At 75.1% G+C, this 19,746-nt stretch carries 22 protein-coding genes; 8 read left to right on the forward strand and 14 right to left on the reverse strand.

Annotated features, from left to right (window positions below; all coding sequences use genetic code 11):
- Positions 1 to 483: an ATPase gene (locus tag F1C76_07735; protein ID QNG36492.1), complete on the reverse strand. Its 483-nt coding sequence runs from the start codon at positions 481 to 483 to the stop codon at positions 1 to 3.
- 61 nt (positions 484 to 544) lie between these two features.
- On the opposite strand from F1C76_07735, the gene F1C76_07740 reads away from it, so the two are divergent.
- Complete coding sequence (locus tag F1C76_07740) at positions 545 to 736, forward strand: hypothetical protein (protein ID QNG36493.1); 192 nt, start codon at positions 545 to 547, stop codon at positions 734 to 736.
- Here F1C76_07740 and F1C76_07745 read toward each other — a convergent pair.
- From F1C76_07745 to F1C76_07755, 3 genes are read right to left on the reverse strand one after another with little or no spacing between them, the layout of a single operon-like run.
- The gene (locus F1C76_07745) at positions 733 to 1,488 is read right to left on the reverse strand and encodes an alpha/beta fold hydrolase (protein ID QNG39091.1); all 756 of its coding nucleotides are present in this window, start codon (positions 1,486 to 1,488) and stop codon (positions 733 to 735) included. The genes F1C76_07740 and F1C76_07745 overlap by 4 nt on opposite strands.
- A gap of 39 nt (positions 1,489 to 1,527) precedes the next feature.
- On the reverse strand, positions 1,528 to 2,157 hold the full coding sequence (locus F1C76_07750; protein ID QNG36494.1) for a DUF1707 domain-containing protein: 630 nt from the start codon (positions 2,155 to 2,157) through the stop codon (positions 1,528 to 1,530).
- Between the two features lie 24 nt (positions 2,158 to 2,181).
- On the reverse strand, positions 2,182 to 2,880 hold the full coding sequence (locus F1C76_07755) for a DsbA family oxidoreductase (GenBank protein ID QNG36495.1): 699 nt from the start codon (positions 2,878 to 2,880) through the stop codon (positions 2,182 to 2,184).
- Between the two features lie 124 nt (positions 2,881 to 3,004).
- On the opposite strand from F1C76_07755, the gene F1C76_07760 reads away from it, so the two are divergent.
- Positions 3,005 to 3,457, forward strand: coding sequence for a MaoC family dehydratase (locus F1C76_07760; GenBank protein ID QNG39092.1), 453 nt, complete (start codon positions 3,005 to 3,007; stop codon positions 3,455 to 3,457).
- Here the strand turns inward: F1C76_07760 and F1C76_07765 are convergent.
- The 5 genes from F1C76_07765 to F1C76_07785 all read right to left on the reverse strand — a co-directional run bounded on the left by F1C76_07765 (position 3,433) and on the right by F1C76_07785 (position 7,706).
- Entirely contained in the window at positions 3,433 to 4,941 is a 1,509-nt protein-coding gene (locus F1C76_07765) for an AMP-binding protein (protein ID QNG36496.1), read from the reverse strand. The genes F1C76_07760 and F1C76_07765 overlap by 25 nt on opposite strands.
- The gene (locus F1C76_07770) at positions 4,941 to 6,095 is read right to left on the reverse strand and encodes an acyl-CoA dehydrogenase (GenBank protein QNG39093.1); all 1,155 of its coding nucleotides are present in this window, start codon (positions 6,093 to 6,095) and stop codon (positions 4,941 to 4,943) included. Before F1C76_07770 ends, F1C76_07765 begins: the two co-directional genes overlap by 1 nt.
- A 149-nt stretch (positions 6,096 to 6,244) precedes the next feature.
- A complete protein-coding gene (locus tag F1C76_07775; GenBank protein QNG36497.1) occupies positions 6,245 to 6,766 on the reverse strand; it encodes a hypothetical protein in 522 nt (173 codons plus the stop codon).
- The gene (locus F1C76_07780; GenBank protein QNG36498.1) at positions 6,763 to 7,284 is read right to left on the reverse strand and encodes a hypothetical protein; all 522 of its coding nucleotides are present in this window, start codon (positions 7,282 to 7,284) and stop codon (positions 6,763 to 6,765) included. Before F1C76_07780 ends, F1C76_07775 begins: the two co-directional genes overlap by 4 nt.
- 44 nt (positions 7,285 to 7,328) lie before the next feature.
- Positions 7,329 to 7,706, reverse strand: coding sequence for an FKBP-type peptidyl-prolyl cis-trans isomerase (locus F1C76_07785; protein ID QNG36499.1), 378 nt, complete (start codon positions 7,704 to 7,706; stop codon positions 7,329 to 7,331).
- A gap of 233 nt (positions 7,707 to 7,939) precedes the next feature.
- Here F1C76_07785 and F1C76_07790 point away from each other — a divergent pair, with 233 nt between their 5' ends.
- From F1C76_07790 to F1C76_07800, 3 genes are all read left to right on the forward strand, one after another.
- A complete protein-coding gene (locus tag F1C76_07790; protein ID QNG39094.1) occupies positions 7,940 to 8,896 on the forward strand; it encodes an isopenicillin N synthase family oxygenase in 957 nt (318 codons plus the stop codon).
- 116 nt (positions 8,897 to 9,012) lie between these two features.
- Positions 9,013 to 9,516: a hypothetical protein gene (locus tag F1C76_07795; protein ID QNG36500.1), complete on the forward strand. Its 504-nt coding sequence runs from the start codon at positions 9,013 to 9,015 to the stop codon at positions 9,514 to 9,516.
- 74 nt (positions 9,517 to 9,590) lie between these two features.
- Positions 9,591 to 10,688, forward strand: coding sequence for an alpha/beta hydrolase (locus tag F1C76_07800; GenBank protein ID QNG36501.1), 1,098 nt, complete (start codon positions 9,591 to 9,593; stop codon positions 10,686 to 10,688).
- A gap of 114 nt (positions 10,689 to 10,802) precedes the next feature.
- Here F1C76_07800 and F1C76_07805 read toward each other — a convergent pair whose 3' ends face one another.
- The gene (locus tag F1C76_07805) at positions 10,803 to 11,678 is read right to left on the reverse strand and encodes a LysR family transcriptional regulator ArgP (protein ID QNG36502.1); all 876 of its coding nucleotides are present in this window, start codon (positions 11,676 to 11,678) and stop codon (positions 10,803 to 10,805) included.
- Between the two features lie 70 nt (positions 11,679 to 11,748).
- Between F1C76_07805 and F1C76_07810 the strand changes: the two genes are divergently transcribed.
- Together F1C76_07810 and F1C76_07815 are read left to right on the forward strand one after the other, a co-directional pair.
- Positions 11,749 to 12,366, forward strand: coding sequence for an amino acid transporter (locus tag F1C76_07810; protein ID QNG39095.1), 618 nt, complete (start codon positions 11,749 to 11,751; stop codon positions 12,364 to 12,366).
- Positions 12,363 to 12,893 (forward strand): GNAT family N-acetyltransferase, encoded by a 531-nt coding sequence (locus F1C76_07815; protein QNG36503.1) that lies wholly within the window; start codon positions 12,363 to 12,365, stop codon positions 12,891 to 12,893. Before F1C76_07810 ends, F1C76_07815 begins: the two co-directional genes overlap by 4 nt.
- Before the next feature lie 30 nt (positions 12,894 to 12,923).
- On the opposite strand, the gene F1C76_07820 is transcribed toward F1C76_07815, so the two are convergent.
- Positions 12,924 to 15,236 (reverse strand): DUF2156 domain-containing protein, encoded by a 2,313-nt coding sequence (locus F1C76_07820; GenBank protein ID QNG36504.1) that lies wholly within the window; start codon positions 15,234 to 15,236, stop codon positions 12,924 to 12,926.
- Positions 15,233 to 16,576: a UPF0104 family protein gene (locus tag F1C76_07825; GenBank protein QNG36505.1), complete on the reverse strand. Its 1,344-nt coding sequence runs from the start codon at positions 16,574 to 16,576 to the stop codon at positions 15,233 to 15,235. The genes F1C76_07820 and F1C76_07825 overlap by 4 nt, the downstream gene beginning before the upstream one ends.
- Here F1C76_07825 and F1C76_07830 point away from each other — a divergent pair.
- Positions 16,367 to 17,263: a polysaccharide deacetylase family protein gene (locus tag F1C76_07830; GenBank protein QNG36506.1), complete on the forward strand. Its 897-nt coding sequence runs from the start codon at positions 16,367 to 16,369 to the stop codon at positions 17,261 to 17,263. The two genes, F1C76_07825 and F1C76_07830, sit on opposite strands and share 210 nt — an antisense overlap.
- On the opposite strand, the gene F1C76_07835 is transcribed toward F1C76_07830, so the two are convergent.
- Both F1C76_07835 and F1C76_07840 read right to left on the reverse strand, forming a co-directional pair.
- Positions 17,260 to 18,273 (reverse strand): DUF1624 domain-containing protein, encoded by a 1,014-nt coding sequence (locus F1C76_07835; protein QNG36507.1) that lies wholly within the window; start codon positions 18,271 to 18,273, stop codon positions 17,260 to 17,262. The two genes, F1C76_07830 and F1C76_07835, sit on opposite strands and share 4 nt — an antisense overlap.
- A gap of 176 nt (positions 18,274 to 18,449) precedes the next feature.
- Positions 18,450 to 19,715, reverse strand: a complete 1,266-nt coding sequence (locus F1C76_07840) for an acyl-CoA dehydrogenase (GenBank protein QNG36508.1) — start codon at positions 19,713 to 19,715, stop codon at positions 18,450 to 18,452.
- Positions 19,716 to 19,746 lie beyond the last annotated feature (31 nt).

Below are 19,746 nucleotides of genomic sequence, written 5' to 3' on the forward strand. Positions count from 1 at the left end.
TCAGGCGCCGTACCGCGGCGCCGTGCCGGCGAGGAACTCCTCCCAGGCCGGCGGCGCGGCGGTGCCGCGCACCTCGGCGTCGAGCCGGTCGAGGTACCAGTGCCACCCGAGGGCGACGTCGTCCGGCACGTCCGCGGCCCCCCGGAAGACCTGGCTGAACACCAGCGTCGTGGCACCGCCGACCTCGGCCAGGTCCAGGTCGACCGCCCAGTGGTCGGGTGCCCCCCAGGCCACCGACAGCCGTCGTCCCTCAGCACACTCCACGACGGTCAGCGGCTCGCCGGTGGCGCCGTCCTCGGCGGTCATGGTCAGCAGTCCGGTGCCGCCGGGTTCCCGGGGCCCGTCGTAGGTGCCGAACCAGCGGGCCAGCCGGTCGGGCGCGGTGAGCGCCGCCCACACCTCGGCGGCGGGCACGTCCCAGTGCCGGGTGAACTGCAGGCGTGCGCCCGCGGGGGTGCTGTCCGTGGTCCCTGGCTCGGTCATCGGTGGCCTCCTCGGGCGCCAGTGTGGTTCGTCCCGGCGCCCGCGGGGAAGACCCGCGCCCATGACCGTCACCGATCCCGACGTCCCGGACCCGTTGAACGACCCCCGCACCACCCAGGCCGACCCCGGCGCACTCGGCGAGGGCGCCGACCTCGCCTCCACCGAGGACGACGCCGTCACCGCCGGTGAGGACGAGCTCGTCGAGGACCCCGCCGGAGAGCCCGCCGAGCAGCTGACCGAGCAGGCCCCCTAGGAGGCCCGGCCGGCCAGCGCGGCCAGCGCGTCGGCCACGGCGGCCGGCTGCTCGAGCGCGGTGAGGTGCCCCGAGCCGGGGACGACGACGCTGGTCGCGTCCGGCCGCACCGCCTGCAGCTCGGGCAGCCGCTGCTCCGGCGGCGTCGGGGTGTCGTGCTCGCCGAACAGCAGCAGGACCGGGCCGGGGTGGGCGCGCAGCGCCTCGGTGGTGTCGGGCCGGACGGCCAGCGCGCGACAGACCCAGGCGACGTCGCCCGGCACCTGCCCCTCGATCATCTGCGCCACCCGGCCGGCGAGCTCGGGTCCGGCGTGCGGCCCGAGACCGTCGGTGACGGAGTCCATCACCGCGGCGATGCCGAGCGCGCCCTCCAGCTGGCGGGCGGTCTCCTGCCGGGCGTCGGGCTCGTCGGGCGGCCCGACCACGGTGGTGGTGTCGCACAGCGCGAGCGCGGCGACCCGCTCGGGCGCGCGACCAGCGAGCATCGCGGCCACGTAGCCGCCGGTGGACAGCCCGGCGACCACCGCGCGGTCCAGGCCGAGGTCGTCGAGCAGGGCGAGCACCCCGTCGACGGCGCGCTCCAGCGAGGGCTCCCCCACGGTCGGCGAGCCCAGCCCGGGCAGGTCGACGGCGATCGGGCGCAGGTCGGCCGGGAGCAGGGCGACCACGTCGTCCCACACCCGGTGGTCCAGCGGGAAGGCGTGCAGCAGGACGACGGGGAGCCCGTCGCCTCCTCGGTCCAGGGCGTGCAGGGGTGCGGTCACCGACCCCGCCTACCCATGGACGGGCGATCAGAAGCGGAAGCGGCCGACCTCGTAGGGGTAGCGGACGACGACGTCGCCCATCGACACCTTGCCCCGCACCACCAGGTGCAGCCGGCCGGGCTGCGGGCCGCCGGGCACCTTGAGCTTGACCCCGCCCAGCCCGGCCGCGACGCCGTCCACGTCGGCGGTCGCGCCGTCCGGGAGGATGAACTTCGCCGTCCCGGCGCCGAGCTTGAGCCGCACCTCGACCACCTGCTGGGTGACCACGGCGCTGGTGAAGTCCAGCGTCACGTCGCCCATGGTGCTCTGCACCTCCATCACCGGCGGCACGTGCCAGCCGCCGTTGCGCTTGACGTCGCCGACGGTGGACCGGAGCACCACCGGGGCGGGGGCCGGCGGCGGTGCGGGCTGCCAGGCGACGGGGGTCGGCACCGGTGGAGCCACGGCGAGGCCGGTGGGCGGGTGCTCGGGCGGCAGGTCGGCCAGCGGGGGCACCAGGTCGTCGGCGTACCGGGCGGCGTAGACCTGGGCCAGCCGGTCGTCGAGCTCGAGGAAGCTGATCCGGCCCTCGCTCATGGCCGTCTGCAGCCGCGCAGCCGCGCGCTCCCGGTCGGCGTCGGAGATCCGTACGCCGCGAGACCCGTCCGTTCCGTCCACCCCGGGGACCCTAGCGGGATCGGGTCAGACGGTGCAGGAGTCGTCGGTGCAGCCGTCGGCGGCGGGGACGGCGGTGGTGAGCACCGGGTGGGTGTCGGCCCAGGCGCGGTCCAGGACGGCGAGCAGCTGCTCGGCGGGCTGGGCGCCGGCGGCACCGTAGGTGCGGTCGACGACGAAGAACGGCACGCCGGTGGCACCCAGGGCCCGGGCGGTGGCGATGTCGTCGTGCACGGCGGGCAGGAAGCGCCGGTCGACGAGCGCCGCACGGGCCTCGTCGGCGTCCAGGCCCACCTCGACCCCGAGCGCGACCAGGGCGTCGAGGTCGAACACCGAGGTGCGCTCCTCGAAGTGCGCGTGGAGCAGCCGCTCCTTCATCGCGTCCTGCATCCCGCGCTCGGCGGCCAGGTGGATGAGCTGGTGGGCGAGCAGCGTGTTGCCGCTGACGCCGTTCGCCAGGTCGTAGTCCAGGCCCTCCGCTGCGGCGAGTTCGTCGATGGAGGTCATCTGCGCGCGCATCTCGTCCTCGCTGCGGCCGTACTTCGCGGCCAACGCGGGGAGGGTGGGGTGCACGTCGCCCTCGGCGACCGAGGGGTCGAGCTGGAAGGACCGCCAGACCACCTCGACGTCGTCGGCGTGCTCGAACCGCGACAGGGCGGTCTCGAAGCGGCGCTTGCCGATGTAGCACCAGGGACAGACGACGTCGGACCAGATCTCGACCTTCACGCGCGCAGGAACAGGGGTTCCGTCCGCCGTGTTCCCGGGCCACGATCGGGGTGTGCTGGACCACCCGGGCCCCTGGGCCGACCGCGGCGCCACGCCGGCCTCCTCCGCGACGACGACCACGACGATGGCCGGGCTGCCGGCCCTGCAGGGGCGGGTGCTGGGCACCAGCGACTGGTTCGCCATCACCCAGGCGGGGGTGGACGCCTTCGCGGACGCCACCCACGACCACGAGTGGATCCACGTCGACGTCGCGCGGGCGACGGCCGAGAGCCCCTTCGGTGGCCCGATCGCGCACGGTCACCTGACGCTGTCCCACCTCGCCCCGATGGTCGGCCAGGTGCTGCAGGTGACCGACGCGGCGATGACGGTGAACTACGGGCTGGACCGGGTGCGCTTCCCCGCCCCGGTGCCGGTCGGGTCGCGGATCCGGATGACCGCGACCCTGGCCGACGTCCACGAGGTCGAGGGCGGTCTGCAGCTGCGGCTGGCGGCGGTGATCGAGGCCGAGGGGACGGCCAAGCCGGTCTGCGTCGCCGAGCCGGTCTTCCGCAGCTACCGCGAGCTGTCGACCAGGTAGGGACGGCGCAACGCCACCTTCCGCACCTTGCCCGCGGCGTTGCGCGGCAGCGCGGGGACGACGTCCACCGAGGTCGGGCACTTGTAGTGGGCCAGGTGCTGGCGGGTGAAGGCGATCAGCTCGGCCGCGGTGACCTCGACGTCCGGGCGCAGGGCCACGACCGCCTTCACCGTCTCGCCCCAGCGCTCGTCGGGCACCCCGATGACGGCGACCTCGGCGACCGCGGGGTGGCGGGCGAGCACGGCGTCCACCTCGGCCGGGAAGACGTTCTCCCCGCCGCTGATGATCATGTCCTTCAGCCGGTCGCGGACGACGACCCGGCCGGCGGCGTCCAGGTGGCCGACGTCCCCGGTGCGCAGCCAGCCGTCGGCGGTGAGCGTCCGCGCGGTCTCCTCGGGCTTGCCCCAGTAGCGGGTCATGACCGCGTCCGAACGCACCCACAGCTCCCCGGTCTCGCCGGTGCCGACCGATCGGCCGGTCTCCGGGTCGACCGCCCGGATCTCCGCCCACGGCACCGCAGCGCCGACCGACCCGTCCAGCAGTGCCTGCAGCCCGGCGGCGTCCCCGGCCGGGGCCCGCAGCGCGGTGACCGTGCCGCCGGCCTCGGTGAGCCCGTAGGCGTGCAGCAGCCCGCAGCCCAGCACCGCCGTGGTGGCCGCCACGAGCCCGGCGGTGATCGGTGCCGCCCCGTAGGCCAGGGTGCGGAAGGCCGAGAGGTCCAGCTCGGCGATGCCCGGCACCTCCAGCAACGTGGCGATCACCGAGGGCACGAAGAAGGCGTGGGTGACCCGGTGCCGGGCCAGCAGCTCGACGGTCTCGGCCGGCCGGGCCGCCCGGGTCAGCACCACGTGGCCGCCCTGCAGCAGGGGACCGAGCAGGTGGGCCAGCCCGCCGACGTGGAACAGCGGCAGGGCGACCAGCATGGTGTCGTCGGGCCCGCAGTCGTAGACCTCGGCCATGAGCCGTCCGGCGTGGGCGACCGAGGCGTGCGAGAGCACCACGCCCTTGGGCAGTCCCGTCGTCCCCGAGGTGTAGATCAGCACCGCCGGGTCCTCGGGTCCCGCACCGGGCAGCTCCTCGGTCCCGGACGCCGCCGCCAGCCAGTCCTCCCAGCCCCGGTCCAGGTCGACCACCGGGAGCGTGTCGTCGACCAGGTGCGCGGTGGCGGCGTCCACGACCACCAGCGAGGGCCCGGCGTCGGCGAGGATCGGGGCCACCTCGGCGGCCGCCAGCCGCCAGTTGACCGTCACCAGGGCGACCCCGGCGCGACCGGCGCCCAGCAGCAGGTCCACGTAGGCGGCGCTGTTGTGCGCCAGCAGCGCCACCCGGTCGCCGGGCCGCAGGCCGTGGGCGACCAGCGCCCGGCCCACGGCCGTGCTGCGCCGGGAGAGCTCGGAGAGGTCGGCGGTCACGCCGTCCGACGTCAGACCCGGGTGGTCGGGTCGAGCGGCGGCCCGTCGGTCGAAGAGCCTCCCGACGTCCATCAGTAGCTCTTCGGCAGCCCGAGGCTGTGCGTGGAGACGTAGTTGAGGATCATCTCCCGGCTGACCGGGGCGGTCTTGTGCAGCCGGGCGGTGAACCAGAGGTCGGCCAGGCCGTACTCGTAGGACAGCCCGTTGCCGCCGTGCACCTGGATCGCCCGGTCCAGCGCGAGCAGCGAGGCGTCCGCGGCGGCGTACTTGGCGATGTTGGCGGCCTCGGCGGCGTCCAGGCCCTGGTCGAACATCTGCGCGGCCCGGCTGTTCATCAGCCGGGCCTGCTGGACGGCGATGTAGGCCTCGGCCAGCGGGTGGGCCACGCCCTGGTGCGCACCGATCGGGGTCTTCCACACCGTGCGCTCGACGGCGTAGCGGGAGGCCTTCTGCAGCGCGTACCGGGAGATGCCGTTGTTGATCGCGGCGGCCGACACCCGCTCGGGGTTCAGCCCGACGAACACCTGGCGCAGGCCGTTGCCGGCCTCGCCCACCAGCGCCTCGGGGCCCAGCCGGACGTCCTCGAAGAACACGGTGAACTGCTTCTCCGGCACCATCAGCGCCGAGGGGATCCGCTGGGCGACCAGGCCCGGGGCGTCGGCCGGGACGATGAACAGCGACAGCTGGTACCGCCCGTCGGGGCCCGGCTCGTGGCCGCGGGCCACCACCAGGACGGCGTCGGCCTCGTCGATGGCCGAGGTCCAGTACTTGGTGCCCGAGAGCACCCAGCCGCCGTCGCCGTCGGGGCGCGCCGTCGTCGTCACCTGGTGGGTGTTGGAGCCGGCGTCGGGCTCGGTGATCGCGAAGGACATCTTCTTGGTGCCCGAGGCCAGCGCGGGCAGCCACTCCTCGCGCATCGCGGTGGAGCCGTGCCGCTCGATGATCGGCGCGCAGATCGAGTTGATCACCATCGAGAGCAACGGGCAGCCCTGGGCGGCGACCTCCTCGATGACCACGTTGTAGTCGGCCAGGCCGCCGCCACCGCCGCCGAACTCCTCGGCGATGTGCACGCCGAGGAACCCGGCCTTGCCCAGCTCGGCCCACAGCTCGGTGGGCTTGGTGTCCTCGGCGACGCACGTCTGGAAGTACTCGCGGCCGTAGGACCCGACGAGCTCGCCGACGCTGGCGCGCAGGTCACGGTGGTGCTCTGCGGTGTCGATCAGCAGGGCATCGGTTCTGGGGTCGATCGACACGCGCGTGCTCCCTCGGACGACAGGTGTGGCCTGCACCTCAACCTAGGAGCCGCACCGATCACCGTCAACTGTCCTGTTGACGCGCCGGGGGTCAGCCCGGAGCCCGGACCCCACCAGCACCCCTAGACGAGGTCGCGGACCGCCAGGACGACGACGAGCAGCAGCAGGACGGCCACCGCGCCGACGACCCAGCCGATGCCGGCCCGCATGCCCGGGGGCAGCCGCTCGGTCCACCCCAGGTCGCGTCCGGCCCGCCGGACCAGCTCGCGGTTCTCGGCCAGGCGCAGGTCCCAGCCGCCCTCGGGCACGAGGGCACCACCGCGGGTCTCGGGGAACCGGTGCGGACGCAGCGGGGGGACGTCCCGACGGGTGAGCCGGCGATCCGACGGCCTGCTGGTCAACCGGCCGGCGGAGTCGGCCGTGACGTCGACGGTCCGCACGTCCACGGTGTACCGCCGACCCTCCTCGTCGAGGTGCACGCACAGGTCGTGCACCCAGGCCGGGGTCCCGCCCGCCGGCGCCGCTGCGCCCTGCCGGAGCGCCAGGTCGAAGCCGGCGTCGCAGGCCCGGACCTCGTAGGGGCTGGCCGCGGCCAGCTCCCGCACCCGCTCGACGAACTGGGTGCCGCCCGGACCCGGGGTCACAGCCGGCCCACCAGGGCCAGGATCCCCAGGACGATGCCCGCGACCAGCAGCAGCGCGACCGTGACCCCCGCGACGGCGATCCCGGTCTTCATGTCCCGGGGCATCGTCTCCCGCCAGCCCTGCTCTCGGGCGGCCCAGCGGACCAGCTCGCGGCCCTCGCCCATCCGGAAGTCCCACCCGGCGGCGACACCGAGGGTGCCGTCGTCCCGGAGGCCGTACTCCCGGCCCCTGCTGAACCCGATCTGCCGACCGGAGGCGAACGACGCGGACCCGGCCAGCCGCAGCACCGGCGGCCCGGTGGGGTCGACGCCGACCGACCACTGGGCGCTCCGGGTGAGGTCGTTGACCGAGAAGGACCGGGCCTGCTCGTCCACCCGCACCTGGTGGGTGACCGTCTTCCTCAGCCCCCGGCGGTACGCCAGCGTCGTCCACCGAGCGTCCACGGCGTCCAGGACGACGTCGAAACCACCCTCGGCGGGGACGACGACGTAGGGGCTGGACCCGGCCAGCTGGTGCACGCGCTGGGCGAACTCCCAGCCGGCCGAGCCCGGGGTGGGACCGGTCAGCGCACGCCGACCAGGTCGACGACGAAGACCAGCGTCGCGCCGGGCTTGATGACCCCGCCCGCGCCGCGCTCGCCGTAGGCCTTGTGCGCGGGGATGGTGAGCCGGCGACGTCCGCCGACCTTCATGCCGGCGATGCCCTCGTCCCAGCCGGCGATGACCATGCCGACGCCGAGCTGGAACTCCAGCGGGTCGCCGCGGTCCCACGAGGCGTCGAACTGCTCGCCGCCGTCGTGGGTGACGCCGACGTAGTGCGCGGAGACCAGGCTGCCGGAGGTGGCCTCGGCGCCGTCGCCGACGGTGATGTCCTCGATGACGAGGTCGTCGGGGGCCGGGCCGGTCGGCGGCTCGACGTCGGGGCGGGTCAGCTCTGCCACGGGGTGTGCTCCTGGAGGTCGTGCGCCGGGCTGGTCCCGGCACCGCCGACCATCCAAACAGCGTGCGGGCGTCCGCTCCACGTGAAACCCGTGTTACGTCTGGTCCCCGGGTCTTGCCGCCGGCGCCGGGCGCCCGCTTGCATGGTGCGCAGAGCCGCGGCGTCTGCTGTGCGGCCTCCCCTCGGGGGAACACCACCGTGAGCACACTGACCGAGCTGACCCGCGAGTCCCGGATGGGCGCCGTCGGCACCCTGACCAGCGACCGCGAGATCCGCCGCATCTCCCTCGCCGGGTTCGCGGACCGGCGAGCCGAGATCACCGCCGAGCTGTGGGAGGCGGCCACCGACATCGGCTTCTTCCAGGTCGTCGACCACGGCATCGCCCCCGCCGAGGTGGACGCCGCCTTCGCCGCCTCGCAGGCCTTCTTCGCCCTCACGGCCGAGGTCAAGGCCCGGTTCCCGCTGAAGAAGGGGCTCAACGCCGGCTACGAGTTCAAGAGCCAGGTGCGGCCCTCGGTGGGCACGGCCGACCAGAAGGAGTCCTGGCAGCTCACCCGGCCGCACATGGCCGGGCTCTGGCCCACCGACGACGAGGTGGCCGGCTTCCGGGACACCCTGCTCGCCTTCGAGGCGCGCTGCTGGTCGGTGGCGATGCAGGTGCTGTCCTGCTTCGCCGACCGGCTCGGCCTGCCCCGCGACTTCTTCGCGTCCGTGCACGACCCGGCGTCCGCGCAGTACCAGTCCTGCCTGCGGCTGATCCACTACATGGCCTTTCCGGAAGACCTGCTCGACACGCCCGGCACGTGGCGGGCCGGGGCGCACACCGACTTCGACTGCCTGACCCTGCTCTTCCAGCGCGAGGGCCAGGGCGGGCTGCAGGTGCTGCCCGGCGCGGAGGCCGCCCGGCCCTCGGACGACGGCTACGCGTGGACCCCCGTGCCGGCCACCGACGAGGCCATCACCTGCAACGTCGGTGACATGCTCATGCGGTGGAGCGACGACCGGCTGCCGTCGAACTTCCACCGGGTGGCGGCGCCGAGCCGGGGCGAGTCGACGGCCCCCCGGTACTCGATGGCGTTCTTCGCCCAGGCCGACAAGGACGCGGTGATCGAGAGCCCGGCCGGCCTGCACGAGCCGATGACGGCCGGGGACTTCCTGCTGCAGCGGATCCAGGCCAACTTCCGGGCCTGACCCGCCGACTCCTCCTCGCGGCGGCCCTGGGTGCACTGACCGGGGTCGCTGCGAAGGCCGCCGACGCCTCCGGGGTCTCCTGGCTGGCCGACCTGGGGTCCTACCCGGCTGCCTGGGTGCTGGCCGTCGCCCTGCTGGCCCGGGCCGCTCCGACGGTGCGGGTGGCCGCCGCGACCAGTGCCGTCTTCTTCACCGTGATGAGCGTGGCCTACTACGGCTGGGCGGTCGGCGTCCTGGGGTTCGGGCTCCGGGCGAACCTGGTGCTGCTGGCTGCGTGGACCGTGCTGTCGCTCACCGCGGTGCCGCTGTTCGCCGTCGTCGTGCACCTGGCCACCCGGCGGCGCGGCGTGCTGCCCGGCACGGTGCTGGCCGGGGCCGCCGCGGTGGCACTGGCCGACCGGACGCTCTGGCAGCTCTGGCTCGCCGCCTCCGGAGGGCTCCCTCCGGGCACCCCGCTGCACCCGGTCCAGGCCGTGGCCGGCGTCGTCGTCGCGCTGGTGGTGGCCGGGGTGCTCCCCCGCCACGGTCGCACCCGGGCCGTCGCGCTGGTCCTGCTCGTGCCCGCCGCCGTCCTGGCCACGCTGGGCGTCGACCTGCTCTACGGGCTGCTGCCGGGCTGACCCCTCGACTCGGAGAGTGGTCCGTGTCACAGTTCGGGGCGGCCCGGTGTCGGGCCCCGGCGTCGAGGAGCCCCATGACCGAGACCACGTCCGCACGCGCCGTTCAAGTGGGGCGGCTCGCCGACCCCGACGCCAGCCTGGCGACCGACCCCCGGACGCACACCGCGCTGCTCGCCGGGCTCGCCGCCTTCGGCCTGGACGCCCCGGCCGCGCCCGCCCCGTTCGGCCGGGATGCCGCCCCGGAGGCCGTCGCCGAGTTCGTCGGCGCCTCGCACGCGGCGTTCGAGGGGCTGTACGCCGCGCTGCAGCCCGCTCCCTCGCCGACCCCGGTCGAGGTCGAGCACCGGACCCAGACGATCCGCGGGGTCGACGACAGCGAGATCGTGCTGCGCGTCTACCGCCCCACGGGGGCGGTCGGGACGCTCCCCGGCGTCGTCTACGTCCACGGCGGCGGCATGACGATCCTCGACGCGCACAACGCGGTGCACGAGCAGTGGAGCCGGGACCTGGCCGCGACCGGCCTCGTCGTCGTCACCCCGGCGTTCCGCAACGCCTGGACGCCGGAGGGGCCGAACCCCTTCCCGGCCGGCCTGGACGACGTCAGCTCGGCGCTGGACTGGGTGCACGAGCACCGCACCGACCTCGGGCTCTCCGCGGTGGTGGTACAGGGCGAGTCCGGCGGGGCCAACCTCGCGCTCGCGGCCACCATCAAGGCCAAGCGGGAGGGCCGGCTGGACCGCATCGACGGGGTCTACGCGATGGTCCCCTACATCAGCGGCGGCTACGGCTGGTCGACCGACCGCAAGCTGGCCGAACTGCCCTCGATGGTGGAGAACGAGGGCTACTACCTGAACACCTCGATGATGGACATGCTGGTCGCCGTCTACGACCCGACCGGTGAGAACGCGGAGAACCCCCTCGCCTGGCCCTACTTCGCCACCGCCGAGGACCTGGAGGGCCTGCCCCCGCACGTGGTCTCGGCCAACGAGCTCGACCCCCTGCGCGACGAGGGCGTCGCCTACGCCCGCAGGCTCCAGCGGGCCGGGGTCTCCGTCGTCGGCCGGGTCAACCTGGGGCTCACGCACGCCGCGGAGATGTCGTGGCGGGAGGCCGCCGGTGACGCCTACCGGGCGACCGTCCGGGACGTCCGGGGGTTCGCCGCCGACCTCTGAGGACCCCCCTCAGGGCCGGAAGTGCTCGATCTCGTCCGGCCGGTGGTGGTCCTGCGCCTTGACCCTGCGGACGACGGTGCCGGCCCGACGCGGAGGACGTCCCGGTGAGGGAGATCAGGTGAGCGCCGCGCGGGCCGCCGTCCGCACGGCGTCGGCGACCAGGTCCAGGCTGGGCGAGCGCAGCTTCCACTGCTGCCACCACAGGACGACGTCGACGGCACCGCCCGGGTCGAGCTCGACCAGCCGGTCGTCGGGTCCGGTCTGCAGATCGGGCACCATCCCCCAGCCGAAGCCGAGCCGGACCGCCGCCAGGTAGTCCGCCGACGAGGGCACGTGGTGCGTCGGCGGCCGGACGACGGCGTGCGTGCGCCGGCGCAGGTAGGCCGCCTGCAGGTCGTCGGTGCGGTCGAAGACCACCACCGGGGCCCGGCGCAGCGCGGCCGACGTCGCCCCCTCGGGGAACCACCGTTCGACCACGGACCGCGCGGCCATCGGGCGGTAGCGCATCGCCCCCAGCCGGGACGCCGAACAGCCGGGCACCGGGTCGGCGTCGGCGGTGACCGCGGCCATCACGGTGCCCCCGCGCAGCAAGGAGGCGGTGTGCTCCTGGTCGGCGACCCGGGCGTCCAGGCCCACCCGGTCGGCGACCGGGGCGAGCGCGGGCAGGAACCAGGTGGCCAGCGAGTCGGCGTTGACCGCGACCGGCACGGTGGGCGGGGACCCGTCGGCCGGGACCCCCGCCAGCGCCGCGGTGGTGTCGGCGACCAGCAGCTCCACCTGCCGGGCCAGCCGGAGCACCGCGGCGCCGGCCTCGGTGGGCTCGACCGGGCGGCTGCGGACCAGCAGCACCTGGCCGGTGTCCACCTCCAGCGCTCGGATCCGCTGGCTCACCGCGGACGGCGTCACGTGCAGCACCCGGGCGGCAGCGTCCAGCGTGCCGGTCTCGACGGCGGCGGCCAGGGCGCGCAGCTGGGGCAGGTCCATCGACAGCAGAGCTTACGGTGCATCAAAGTCCGTAGCGGTGCTGTCGTCGGTGCCGGCCCAGGATGGGCGGGTGGTCATCTCCGCCGTCCTCGCCGGCCTCGGTCTCGGGCTCTCCCTCATCGTCGCCATCGGCGCGCAGAACGCCTTCGTGCTCCGCCAGGGCCTGCGCCGGGAGCACGTGCTGGCCGTGGTCGCGGTGTGTGCGCTGTCCGACGTCGTGCTGATCCTGGCCGGGGTCGCCGGGACCGGGGCGGTGCTGGAGCGGGTGCCCTGGCTGGTCACCGTCGTCCGCGTCGCCGGTGGGCTCTTCCTGCTCGGTTACGCGGTGCTGGCCGCCCGCCGCGCCCTGCGGCCCACCGCACTGGACACCTCGGCGGGCGGGGCGCGGGTGTCGCTGGGCGCCGTCGTCGGCACCGCCCTGGCGCTGACCTGGCTCAACCCGCACGTGTACCTGGACACCGTGCTGCTGCTGGGCTCGGTGGCCGGCACGCACGGCGACCAGCGCTGGTGGTTCGCTGCCGGGGCCTGCGCGGCCAGCGTGCTGTGGTTCACCGGGCTGGGCGTGGGGGCCCGCGCACTGCGCCCGGTGTTCGCCCGACCGGCCGCCTGGCGGGTGCTCGACGGGGTGATCGCCGTCGTCATGGCTGCCCTGGCCGTGTCGCTGTTGGCCGGTGCTGGTGGGATCGACCCATGAGCTCCGACCTGTCGCTGCGCTGGCTGACCTCCCCCGCCGACGTCACCGCCGCCATGGCCACCGAGCTCGCCACCTGCTGGCGCGCGGTCAGCAACGCCGGCGGCGCGGTCGGGTTCCCGGAGCTGCCGGTCGACGAGCCCACCGTGCGGGCGGCGGCCGATGCCGTGATCGCCGCCCTCAGCCCCGACGAGCGGCTCCTCTGGGTGACCGCGCCCGACGGCTCGCTGGCCGGCTGGCTGGTGCTGGCCCGCAACCCGCAGCCGATCTTCCGGCACTGGGCCACCCTGCGGCGGGTGCAGACCTCGCTGGGCTCCCGCGGCACCGGCGTCGGCTCGGTGCTGCTCACCGAGGCCGCCCGCTGCGCCCGCGAGCTCGGCCTGGCCCACCTGCACCTCTACGTCCGTGCCGAGCAGGGCCTGGAGCCGTTCTACCTGCGGCACGGCTACCGCGAGATCGGCCGCTGGCCCTCCGCGCTGAGGATCGCCGACGGCTACCGCGACGAGGTCCTCATGTTCCTGGAGCTCTGACCCGACCCCAGCGTGGATCAGGTCTCCTGATCAACGTCTCTCCTCCCTCACCAACGCTGGTGAGGGTGGAGAGACGTGGATCAGGTCACCTGATCCACGCTGACCCCGGCGCAGGCGGCGGGCCAGGGTCAGGACGGCGACGACGCCCAGCGCCGAGGCGGCGTGCTGGACGTCGGCGATGCCGTGGTCGAGCACCAGGGCGACGGCGAGGACGGCGGCCAGGGCGGCAGCCGCCCGGGTGCGCCGGCGGCCGGCCGGCAGCAGGACGACGACAGCGGCCAGCAGCGCCCAGCTCCCCGCCAAGCTGCCGCCGTCGACCTGGTGCAGCTCGGCCAGCGCGCTGTCCGAGCCGGTCGCCGCGGCCAGCCGCACGCCCAGCAGCACCGGCACCGAGCCGAGCAGGTCACCGGCGAAGAATCCCAGCGCGGTCCACCGGCTGCCCAGCCGCGACTCGGCCAGCGGGAACGCCACCGCCCCCAGCGCGATGTTCACCCACACCCAGCCCGGGCTGGCCTGCACCACCGGGGAGGTGAGCAGCCGCCACAGCTGGCCGTGCGCGAGCAGCTCCCAGGACGAGCCGGCCGCGGCGATCAGCTGCCGGTGCACCTGCGGGTCGTAGGCCCCGGCGAGCATGAGCCACAGCTGGACGGCGGCGAACGTCGTCGTCACCGGGAACCGGCCGACCAGGCCGACCAGCCGGGTCAGCGGGCGCCGTGGGTCGGGCAGCTCCCCGAGGCGGGCGACGGCGAGAGCGACCCGGGGCAGGGCGGTGTCCCCGGTGGTGACCAGGTACCGGGACTCCCACCGCGGCGCCCACTTGTCCTTGAACGAGCGCAGCCCGGCGTAGTCCAGCAGCACCCCGCCGCGCTCGTAGAGCAGCCGCATCACCCGGGCGGGCACGCCGGGCTGGTCGGCCAGACCGGTGAACGGGGCGAGCCCGAGGTTCATCCCGGTGCCGCCCCCGGCGGCGAACCGGTCGCCCATCGCCACGAACAGCTGGTCCATCACCCCGTTCACCGCGCCGGGACGACGCCGCATCAGGTCGAAGCTGCGCTCGGTCGAGCGGTAGGCCGGCAGCGTGTTGGCGAAGGCCTGGACCCGGTCCTCGGCGTCGACGACCGCGAGCACCGGGGTCCGTCGCAGCTGGTCGGCGTCGAACTGGCCGAGGGTGAAGGTGCGCTCGCGGTGCTCGCCGTCGGCGGCCCAGGCCTCGGACACCTCGCGCAACCGAGCCAGGTCGACGTCGGTGAGCGGGTGCTCCAGCGCGACCACCCGGTAGCCGGCCCGCTCGCAGCGCCGGACGGCCGAGCGGATCGACTTCCCGGCCCGACCCTCCGGCGCGGTACCGCCGGCCAGCTCGATCACCGCCTCCTCACCGATCTTGTAGGCGCGCAGGCCCAGGGCCGTCAGGTCGGGCAGCTCGGCAGGCGTGACCTGGTGGAAGCCGGGCGTCCAGCCGTTGCGGCGGCACAGGGCCAGGAACTCCGCGGCCGCGGCACGACGGCTCCCCGGCGCGCCGATCGGGCCGCCCAGCGCCACCGCCGTCCGTCCGCGCAGGCCGTAGCCGACGAAGGCCTGCCCGTCGGCGGCCACCAGCCAGTGCTTGTCGGGCAGCAGCTGGAAGTGGGCCAGCGACGTGGTGGCGTGCTCGTCGAGCAACCGCGTGACGACGGCGCGGTCGGCGGCCCGCTGGCGGCCGCCGGACACCGCCGCGATCAGCATCCCGGCCCCCACCAGGACGACGGCCAGGGCCGCGCCACGGGTGGCCGAGACCAGCCAGTCGGCGTGCCGGGTCAGCGGTTCGGCGTCCACCGGCAGCATCAGCAGCAGCCGGGCGGCCTGCCCGGCCGACCCCCAGGCCGTGGTCCCCCCGCGGAACTGGCCGTCCAGCTCGTAGAGCCCGGCCGTCGCGACCGCGACCAGGAGGGCGGCACCGCCGACGAGCACCGCGATGCCCCGGCGGACCAGCATCGGGTCACCGCGCGCGGTGAACGCCCGCCCGCCGGCCCCGACCAGCGTGGTGAGCACTGCCAGCGTCGCCGAGACCCGCAGGTGCGGGTGCACGACCAGCGACCCGACGGTGGCCGCGGCCAGCCCGGCGACGGCGGCCAGCCAGGCCGCGCGTCGTCCGCGCAGCAGCGCCCGGACGACGAGCAGCAGCACCAGTCCGGCACCGAGCAGCAGGTACCGGCCGCCGTCGATCGCCGCGACCGCGCCCTCCAGCGGGCGCAGCCCCGGGACCGGCCGGTGCTCCGGGTGCGGCACGACGCGCACCACCGCGGACAGCGCCCCGACCCCCACGAGCAGCGCCACCAGGGCGCTGGCCCGCCGGACGGCGGTCACCGGGCCACCGGCTCGCGGCGCCCGGACGCCCAGGCCAGCCCGCCGACGGCCAGCGGCACCCAGAACTCGGCCACCCGGAACAGCAGGGTCGCCGCCGCGGCGACGGCCAGCGGCACACCCCCCACCGTGAGCGCGGCCGCGGCACCCACCTCGGCGGCCCCGATCCCCCCGGGCAGCGGCCCCAGCACCGCGGCCACCGAGGCCAGCACGTACGCCGAGAGCGCCAGCCCCAGGTCGTGCCCGCCGCCCACCGCGGCCAGCGAGGCCGCCAGCATCAGCACCCCGATCACGTCCACGGCGGTGGCCGCCAGCAGCGGTGGCACCGCCCGGCCCGGACGGCGGGTGACCGACGCCGCGGCCGCGACCAGCTCCTCGGTGCGGGCCGGGTCCCAGGCACGCGCCGGCCGGCGGAGCACCGTCGCCTCCAGCCGGAGCACCCACCCGGTCAGCCGGGCCAGCGTGGCCGGTCGCCGGACCGCGAGCACCGTCACCACCACCCGGGCGGTGGTCAGCGCGAGGAAGACCGCTCCGGCGAGCAGGTCCAGCCCGGTCAGCCGTCCGTCGGCACCCAGCACGACGAAACCGGCCACGAGCACCAGCAGGAAGCCGAGGTCGGTGACGGTCGCGGCGAGCAGGTAGCCACCGGCGACCTCGGCGCGCGGCAGGCCCCGCCGGCGTCCGGCCCGGTCCATCGCCGCCAGCCCGGCGAGCCCGGCCGAGGTGACCACGGAGTTCAGCGCCACCGCCGACACCGCGCCGCGGGCGAGCTCGGGCAGGTCCGCGGCGCGCACCCGGGTGACGCCGGCCAGCGCGGTGGCGTGCACCGCCGTCCACGCCGCCCACCAGGCCAGCAGCAGCACGCCGAGCACCGCCAGCCAGCGGGGGTCGGCCCGGTGCAGGTCCCGGCCGACCCCGGCGAGGTCGCCCCGCTGGGTCCACCCGACGGCGGCGAGCACGGCGCTGACCAGCAGCGCGAGGCCCACCCGCCGTGCCGTCGTCGTCCGCCCGGTGCCCACGTCGGGGGACCGTAGGTCGCGGCGGGGCCGGCGAACCCGGCTCCCAGCCGACCCACAGCGCACGATGCCGAACTGGCAGCCTCCTCCCAGCCGGGGGGCGGTAGAACGGATCGCATGAGCAGCAGGCGGCAGTTCCTGGCCCGCGCCGGCCTCGGTGTCGGCGGGCTGGCGGTGGGCGGTGCGCTGGGCGGCACGATCGGCGCGGTCACCGCCCGCAGCGACGACGAGATCCGCGACGAGGCCCGCACCCGCGCCCAGCAGCAGTTCGCCGAAGCCGGCGGTGCTGCGGACGAGGGCGAGGCCGTCGCCCGGCTGGGGACCCACCGGGTCGTCTGGAACACCACGGTGAGCACGCCCATCGCCTGCATCAGCTTCGACGACGGCCCGACGCCGGACTTCACCCCGCGGATCCTCGAGGCACTGGCCGACGCGGGGGTGACCGCGACGTTCAACGTGATGGGCTGGAACGCCGTCCGGCACCCGGACCTGCTGCGCGAGGTGGTCGCCGCCGGGCACGAGATCGGCAACCACACCTGGACCCACCGCGACCTGACCACGCTGACCGCCGCACAGACCCGGGACGAGCTGGTGCGCTGCCGCGACGAGGTGGCCGGGCTGATCGACGCCCCGTTCACCAGCTTCCGGCCCCCGCGCGGGGAGATCACCGGGTACGCCCTGCGGGTGGCCGCCGAGCTGGGCTACGACACCTACATCTGGTCGGTCACCCGCGGCCCGGGCGACTCGACGTCCCAGCGGCACGTCGAGGACTACATGGGGCAGACCGTGATCGCCGGTGACGTCCTCGGCCTGCACGACGGGATCGGCCAGGGCACCTTCGACCCGGGAGCCTCCTTCGCGCAGGAGCTGGCGGCCCGGCGCGAGCTCGAGGTGCGCGCGCTGCCGGCGGCGCTGGCCCAGATCGCCGACCGGGGGATCACGCTGATGAGCGCGAACCGGCTGCTGGCCGCCAGCGAGCCCGAACCGGTCGGCGGGCAGCCCGCGGTCGGCTAGACCCGGACCACGACCCCCCGCCGGGCCAGCACCTGGCACACGCCCCACACCACGACCACCGACGCCGCGGCGTAGAGGTACGCCGACGTCGTCGCCGACGTCAGGTCGGTGAGCCAGCGGTCCACCACCGGCTGGACCCCGTGCGAGAGCACCGCGCGGAACACCAGCTCGGAGACGGCGAACGCCACGATCGCGTTCAGCCCCATCACCTCCGCCGGCCGGAAGGGCCGCCGCACCCCGCGGACGTCGACCAGCCACAGTGCCGCGGCCAGGACCAGCAGCCCGATCCCCCCGGTGACCAGCACGAACGACGGCGTCCACAACCGCTTGTTCACCGGCAGCAGCGGGGCCAGCGCCAGCCCGGTCACCAGCAGCACGGCGGCGCCGGTGACCATCCGCGGCAGGGCCCCGCGCACGCCGTGCTCCAGCAGCGCCCGGCCGGCCAGCACGCCGAGGAAGACGGTGACCGCGCTCGGCAGGTAGGAGTGCGGCGCCTCGGCGGAGAAGGTCAGGCCCATCGTCTGGTCGAGCCAGTGCGCCCAGGAGAGGTCCGGCTCGACCGCCGTCCGGCCGCTGCCGGGCACCGGCACCAGCACCGCCACCAGCGTGAGGACGGCGAGCACGCCGCCCGCCGTCGGCAGCTGGGCCCGGCGCGGCAGCCGGAGCAGCAGCCAGCACAGCAGGTAGGCCCCGGCGACGTGCCCCAGCACCCCGGCGCCCACCACGTCGAAGCCGTACTTCGCGGTGACGATCAGCCAGCCGAGTGCCGCCAGCTTGAGCACCCGCAGCAGCACCGCCCGCGGCCGGTCGGCCCGGCGGGAGAACGGCATGGACACCCCGACGACCAGCAGGAACACCGGGAAGACGACGTCGGCGACCCGCAACCCGTGCCAGGGCGCGTGCACGAACTGGGTGCCGATCGCGGCGTTGCCCCGGTTGTCCACGAACAGCATCCCGACCACGGCCAGCCCGCGGGCGACGTCCACGCCGTGCAGCCGCTGCCCCTCCACGGACCCACTCTGACCGCCCACGGCCCCGGCGCACCCGGTCGGCAGCCACCCCGCAGCCGACCCACAGGCGACTCCCCGGCTCGGCCCCGGTCAGCGTGGATCAGGTGACCTGATCCACGTCTCCCCACCCTCACCGACGCTGGTGAGGACGGAGAGCCGTTGCTGAGGGCGGGGCGTCAGGTCAGCGGCGAGCGGGGCAGCATCCGGTCGCTGATGATCCGCTTCTGGATCTCGCTGGTGCCCTCGAAGATGGTGGTCAGCCGGGCGTCGCGCCAGTGCCGCTCGACCTGGCGCTCGGTGGTGTAGCCGTTGCCGCCGTGCAGCTGCATCGCCTGGTTGGTCACCCGCACCGCCATCTCGGTGGCCTGCAGCTTGACCATCGCCGCCTCCCGCTCGCAGGGGACGCCGACGTCGAGCAGGTGCGCGACCTGCCGGTAGAACGCCCGGGACTCCTCCACCTGCGCGGCCATCTCGGCCAGGGCGAAGCGCAGCGCCTGGAAGTCGCCGATCGGGTGGCCGAACTGCTCGCGCTCCTGCAGGTAGGTGGTGGTGTCCTCCACCGCGGCGCGGGCCAGGCCGACGGCGCGGGCCGCGGTGTGCACCCGGGCGGTGTTGAGGAAGGCCTGCGCCTCGGCGAACCCGGCCTTGGAGCCGCCGTCGCCGTCGGCGTCACCGGGGGCGACGATCAGGTCGTCGGCCGGGATGCGGACGCCGTCGAACTCGAGGTCCCAGGTCAGGAAGCCGTGGTAGCCGACCTTGTCGATCGGGTAGCCCGACAGCCCCGCCGGGAACGAGCCGCGCTCCTTGGCCAGCAGCACGTTGCGCAGCCCGCGGGAGCGGGACTCCCCCGGCTGTGGGTCGGCGGTGCGCACCAGCACCTGGATGAAGTCGGCGGCCTTGGCGTTGCCGCACCAGCGCTTGTGCCCGGTGATCACCCACTCGTCGCCGTCGCGGACGGCGCGGGTCTGCACGTTGGCCAAGTCCGAGCCGGCGTCGGGCTCGCTCAGCGCGACCGCCCCGATCCAGGAACCCGCGGCCGACTTCCGCAGCAACGAGTCCCGGCGCGAGGCGTCCGCGACCGACGTCCCCATGCCCTGGGACCGGGCCAGGATCGAGGCCACGCTCATCCAGGCCCGGGCCAGCTCCTCGCTGACCATGCAGTACTCGAAGACGCCGAGACCCAGCCCGCCGTGCTCGCGGTCGATCGTGATGCCGAACCACCCGAGCTCGCCCATGCGCTCCAGCAGGTGCTGCGGGATCTCGCCCTTCTGCGGGTCGAGCTCGTTGGCGACCGGCAGCACCTCGTCCGTCGCGAAGGCCCGCGCCTGCAGCTGCAGGGCCTCCCGCTCGGGGGTGTGCCACGGCGGCAGCAGGTCGGGACGGCGGGGCTCCATCTCGACGGTGCCGGTGGTGGTCTCGTCGGTGCTGGCGGTCGACGTCATCGTCGGGTGCTCCTCGGGTCGGCGACCCCGC

The organism is Geodermatophilaceae bacterium NBWT11 (assembly GCA_014218215.1).
Taxonomy (GTDB): domain Bacteria; phylum Actinomycetota; class Actinomycetes; order Mycobacteriales; family Geodermatophilaceae; genus Klenkia.

Bases quoted from the DNA above. Each gene is read 5' to 3' on its own strand.
- F1C76_07735 (QNG36492.1), bottom strand. From the start codon at position 483: ATGACCGAGCCAGGGACCACGGACAGCACCCCCGCGGGCGCACGCCTG.
- F1C76_07740 (QNG36493.1), top strand. From the start codon at position 545: ATGACCGTCACCGATCCCGACGTCCCGGACCCGTTGAACGACCCCCGC.
- F1C76_07760 (QNG39092.1), top strand. From the start codon at position 3,005: ATGGCCGGGCTGCCGGCCCTGCAGGGGCGGGTGCTGGGCACCAGCGAC.
- F1C76_07765 (QNG36496.1), bottom strand. From the start codon at position 4,941: ATGGACGTCGGGAGGCTCTTCGACCGACGGGCCGCCGCTCGACCCGAC.
- F1C76_07790 (QNG39094.1), top strand. From the start codon at position 7,940: ATGGGCGCCGTCGGCACCCTGACCAGCGACCGCGAGATCCGCCGCATC.
- F1C76_07800 (QNG36501.1), top strand. From the start codon at position 9,591: ATGACCGAGACCACGTCCGCACGCGCCGTTCAAGTGGGGCGGCTCGCC.
- F1C76_07815 (QNG36503.1), top strand. From the start codon at position 12,363: ATGAGCTCCGACCTGTCGCTGCGCTGGCTGACCTCCCCCGCCGACGTC.
- F1C76_07830 (QNG36506.1), top strand. From the start codon at position 16,367: ATGAGCAGCAGGCGGCAGTTCCTGGCCCGCGCCGGCCTCGGTGTCGGC.
- F1C76_07840 (QNG36508.1), bottom strand. From the start codon at position 19,715: ATGACGTCGACCGCCAGCACCGACGAGACCACCACCGGCACCGTCGAG.